The sequence below is a fragment of the Pseudomonas sp. BF-R-01 genome, assembly GCF_019946615.1.
Taxonomy (GTDB): Bacteria; Pseudomonadota; Gammaproteobacteria; order Pseudomonadales; family Pseudomonadaceae; genus Aquipseudomonas; species Aquipseudomonas migulae.
In genome coordinates this window covers 1-4429 of sequence record NZ_JAGYFX010000195.1, presented here as the reverse complement: position 1 = coordinate 4429, position 4429 = coordinate 1, and the positions used below count along the sequence as shown (strand labels likewise).

Annotated in this window: 5 protein-coding genes; 2 read left to right on the top strand and 3 right to left on the bottom strand. The window is 60.8% G+C overall.

From position 1 onward, the window contains the following. Positions 1–86: 86 nt before the first annotated feature. Complete coding sequence (locus tag KGB27_RS31000) at positions 87–404, bottom strand: YqjD family protein (RefSeq protein ID WP_008029950.1); 318 nt, start codon at positions 402–404, stop codon at positions 87–89. Between the two features lie 165 nt (positions 405–569). Between KGB27_RS31000 and KGB27_RS30995 the strand changes: the two genes are divergently transcribed. Beyond that, the gene (locus tag KGB27_RS30995; protein WP_007937833.1) at positions 570–821 is read left to right on the top strand and encodes a hypothetical protein; all 252 of its coding nucleotides are present in this window, start codon (positions 570–572) and stop codon (positions 819–821) included. Between the two features lie 8 nt (positions 822–829). Here KGB27_RS30995 and KGB27_RS30990 read toward each other — a convergent pair whose 3' ends face one another. Next, positions 830–1738, bottom strand: a complete 909-nt coding sequence (locus KGB27_RS30990) for a LysR family transcriptional regulator (protein WP_207284389.1) — start codon at positions 1736–1738, stop codon at positions 830–832. A gap of 84 nt (positions 1739–1822) precedes the next feature. Here KGB27_RS30990 and KGB27_RS30985 point away from each other — a divergent pair, with 84 nt between their 5' ends. Further along, a complete protein-coding gene (locus KGB27_RS30985; RefSeq protein ID WP_223557363.1) occupies positions 1823–2743 on the top strand; it encodes a carbon-nitrogen hydrolase family protein in 921 nt (306 codons plus the stop codon). A gap of 106 nt (positions 2744–2849) precedes the next feature. Here KGB27_RS30985 and KGB27_RS30980 read toward each other — a convergent pair whose 3' ends face one another. Beyond that, positions 2850–4283, bottom strand: a complete 1434-nt coding sequence (locus KGB27_RS30980; protein ID WP_008036659.1) for a nucleobase:cation symporter-2 family protein — start codon at positions 4281–4283, stop codon at positions 2850–2852. Positions 4284–4429 lie beyond the last annotated feature (146 nt).

Here is a 4429-nt window from a genome sequence, read left to right as displayed (position 1 = left end):
GCCGATATAGATGTTGGCTGATCGACCGCTATCGCCGGCAAGCCGGCTCCTACAGTGACCGTATTTCAATGCGTGTTATTGCGGGCTTAACGACGGCCCAGCAACAACCCGACAACCAAACCGAAACCAGCGGAAATCGCCACGGTTTGCCACGGATGACCACCGATATAGGTTTCTGTCGCTTCGACTGCGGGCAAGGTCCGGTCACGAACACGGGTTACCGAGTCCCGCGCCTGCTGGAGTTTCTGGGCGATTTGCCCACGGAGCGTGTCCGCTTCCTCACCGACCAGCGAGGCACTGCTTTTCAGCAATTTTTCCGACTCTTCGATCAGCGCCTGAAGCTCGCTGAACGCTTGATCCTTGATTTGGTCTTCGGCGGCTTGTGCGGCGGTTTTCCGAGCCATTGGGATACTCCTTGCAGGTGAGTGGGCAGTGAACAATGGAGTCTGCGGCGATTGAAAAAGTTGCAGCGATTTTACCTGCGCAGGCCCTCCAGTAGAAAAATCCTGCGCAGGACATTTCTTCCTACAGTGTAAGATGTCGCCTATTTACGCAGCAGGTAACTCCCCATGAGCTTCAATCTGGCCGACAAACCCCTTGCCGAGCGCGCAGCGCTTGAAGACGAGAAATCCCGTCTGTTCGAACTCTGGCAGAACAACCTGGGCAAAGCCAAAGGCGAGGCCGCACGCTTGTTTGGCGAACGCGCCAAGCGCAAAGGCAAATGGGCCGAGTGGGTCCGTTCCGAACTCGACGGCATGTCGCCTCCGGAATTCGCCAACATGGTGCGCAGTGAAGTCAATCGGTTGATGGCGGCCAAATAAGGCCGGCTTCACGCAAAAATCGCGACAATCGCCTCACGCACTTTCAACACCACCGGATCGAGCTGCGTGCTGGTACGCCAGCCCAGCTCGATCGGGTAACGCGGCAATGCCAACGGGCAGGGCAGCAGCGTCAACCCGCTGAGCGCGGCGATGCTTCGGGCGGCATGCGCCGGGATGGTCGCCACCGCCTGACTGCCCTTGAGCAGATGCGGCAACGCTGCGAAATGCGTGGTCGAAGCGCATACCCGCCGGCTCAGGCCTAACGCGGCTAATCCTTCGTCGGTGATCCCGATAAAACCACCCGATGACACCAGAATATGTTCACGGGTGACGAACTCCTCAAGGTCGATGGTTTGTTGTCCCGCGGCCAGACTCGTCGGGTCAACCAGACACAGATAATCGCCTTCCCCCAGCACCTGACGACTCAGCAACCGTTCGGCAAACCCGCCGGCCGTGATCGCCAGGTCGATACTGCGCTCCATCAACGCGTGGGCGACGATCTGGCTGTGGGTCTGGCGGAAGATCAGCCGTAACTTCGGCGCGCAACGGTCGATCTCTTCGATCAAGCGGCGGCCGTAGGCAATTTCGAAATCATCCGACATGCCCACCGTGACCGAGCGGCCTTCGTAGTGATGGGCGGCCGGATCGACCATCGCCAGGCTTTGTCGGCATTTGTTCAGCGCGTCGCTGACCACCGGTTTCAACTGATTGGCCTTGAGCGTCGGCGCCAGGCCTCGGCCGGTGCGCACAAACAACTGATCGCCATACACCTCGCGCAGTCGGCGCAACGCCGCGCTGACCGCCGACTGCGTGACGCCCAGACGCAACGCTGCACGGCTGGCGCTGGACTCCTCATGCAAGGCTTCGAAGACTTTGAGCAGGTTGAGATCGACGGTGGCGATATTCATGGTGTTCATATCATTCAGCAGCGAACGGGGCTTTATTCATGATCCGGTAGCGCCTGAGAATGAGCAACACCCGATTCGAATGGAGTTACTGCAATGCCCAAGTCAATCGTTGCTGCACTGCAAATCGGCGCACTGCCTGGCGGCAAAGCCGAGACCCTGGAGCAAATTCTCTCGTACGAAAACGCCATCCTTGAAGCCGGCGCGGCGCTGGTGGTCATGCCCGAAGCGTTGCTTGGTGGTTACCCGAAAGGCGAGGGGTTCGGCACGCAACTGGGTTATCGACTGCCGGAAGGTCGAGAAGCATTTTCCCGGTATTTCGCCAACGCCATCGACGTCCCGGGCGTAGAAACCGAAGCGCTGGCCGGGTTGTCGGCGCGCACCGGGGCCAATCTGGTGATTGGCGTCATAGAACGCGCCGGCAGTACTTTGTATTGCACCGCGTTGTATTTCGACCCGCAGGCCGGGCTGGTCGCCAAACACCGAAAACTGATGCCCACGGGCACCGAACGGCTGATCTGGGGCAAGGGTGATGGCTCGACGTTACCGGTGATCGACAGCCAGGTCGGGCGGATCGGCGCGGTGGTGTGCTGGGAAAACATGATGCCGCTGCTGCGCACCGCCATGTACGCCAAAGGTGTGGAGGTGTGGTGCGCACCCACGGTAGACGAGCGGGAAATGTGGCAGGTGAGCATGCGCCATATCGCCCATGAAGGGCGCTGCTTTGTGGTCAGTGCCTGTCAGGTTCAGGACTCGCCGCAAGCGCTGGGCGTAGAGATCGCCAACTGGCCGGCGGATCGACCGTTGATTGCCGGCGGCAGCGTAATCGTTGGCCCAATGGGCGACATTCTGGCCGGGCCGCTGCGCGGCGAGCGCGGCCTGCTCACCGCCGAAATCGACACCGACGACCTGATCCGCGCGCGTTACGACTACGACGTCGTCGGCCATTACGCGCGACCGGACGTGTTCGAGTTGACCGTGGATGAACGGGCCAAACCCGGTGTCCGCTTCCTCTGACACACCACCCCCTGTAGGAGCCAGCTTGCTGGCGATGGCGGCCGAATAATCAACGCAAGTCTCACGGCCGCCATCGCCGGCAAGCCGGCTCCTACAGAGTGGCGGGTTAACCTTTGGCCGGGACATCCGGGTTTTCCATGACCTGGAGGATCGAGGCTTCCGGATCGAAATCGTCTTCTTCCAGCTCGATGAATTCCTCAGGCAGGAAGATGTTCAGCACGATAGCGCACAACGCGCCGACGGTAATCGGCGATTCAAAGATGTTATGCAGCGCCTTGGGCAGCTCGCGCAATACCTCCGGCACGGCTGCCACCCCCAGGCCCATGCCGAGGGAAATCGCCACGATCAGCATGTTGCGCCGATGCAGGCCGGCTTCGGCGAGGATCTTGATCCCGGCCACTGCAACGGTGCCGAACATCACCAGTTCAGCGCCGCCGAGTACCGGTTTCGGCATCAGTTGCAGCACCGCGCCGATCATCGGGAACAGCCCCAGCACCACCAGCAGGCCGGCAATGAAAAACGCCACGTAGCGGCTGGCCACGCCGGTCAGTTGAATCACGCCGTTGTTCTGCGCGAAGGTCACCATCGGCATGCTGTTGAACACTGCCGCCATGGCCGAGTTGAGGCCGTCGGCGAGCAGGCCGGATTTGATCCGGCGAATGTAGATCGGGCCTTTGACCGGCTGCCGGGAAATCATCGAGTTGGCCGTCAGGTCACCGGCCGCCTCCAGCGGCGACACGAGGAAAATCACCGCCACCGGCACGAACGCCACCCAGTCGAAGTTGAAACCGTACTTGAACGGCACCGGCACGCTCATCAGCGGTACGTCGGGCATGCTGCCGAAATCCACGTGGCCCATGAGCCATGCCACGAGATAACCGAGGGTCAGGCCGATCACGATGGCGCCCAGGCGCAGGAACGGCACATCAACACGGTTCAGCACAACGATGGTGCCCAGCACCAACGCAGCCAACGCCAGATGACTGGCGGCGCCGAGATCCGTCGCGCCGAAGCCGCCGGCGATGTCGGTCATGGCGACTTTGATCAGCGACAGCCCCATCAACGTGATGATCGTCCCGGTTACCACCGGCGTGATCAGCATCCGCAATTTGCCGATGAACTGGCTCAACACCACTTCGATGAACGCGGCGAAAAAGCACACGCCAAAGATTGTCGAAAGGATCTCATCAGTGCCGCCGCCGCGGGCCTTGACCATGAAACCGGCGCTGAGGATCACACTGATGAACGAGAAACTGGTGCCTTGCAGACACAGCAAACCGGAACCGATCGGGCCGAACTTGCGCGCCTGGACGAAGGTGCCCAGCCCCGAGACAAACAGCGCCATGCTGATCAGATAGGGGATTTCGCTTTGCAGGCCGAGGGCGCTGCCCATGATCAGGGTCGGGGTGATGATGCCGACGAAGCTGGCGAGTACGTGTTGCAGGGCGGCGAAGACGGTGGCGGTCAGATGCGGGCGGTCGTCGAGGCCGTAGATCAGGTCGTTGTGGCGCGGGGCAGGGGCTTTTTCAGAGGCGGTCATGGTGGTTTGCGTGCCGAAAGGCGGGCCGGGTCAGAAAATGGAGGCGCAGGATGCCAGAAAATTCATCGACTTACACAAAACCCTTGTGGGAGCGGGCTTGCTCGCGAAAGCGGTGTGTCAGTCAATATCTCTGCTGAATGACACAC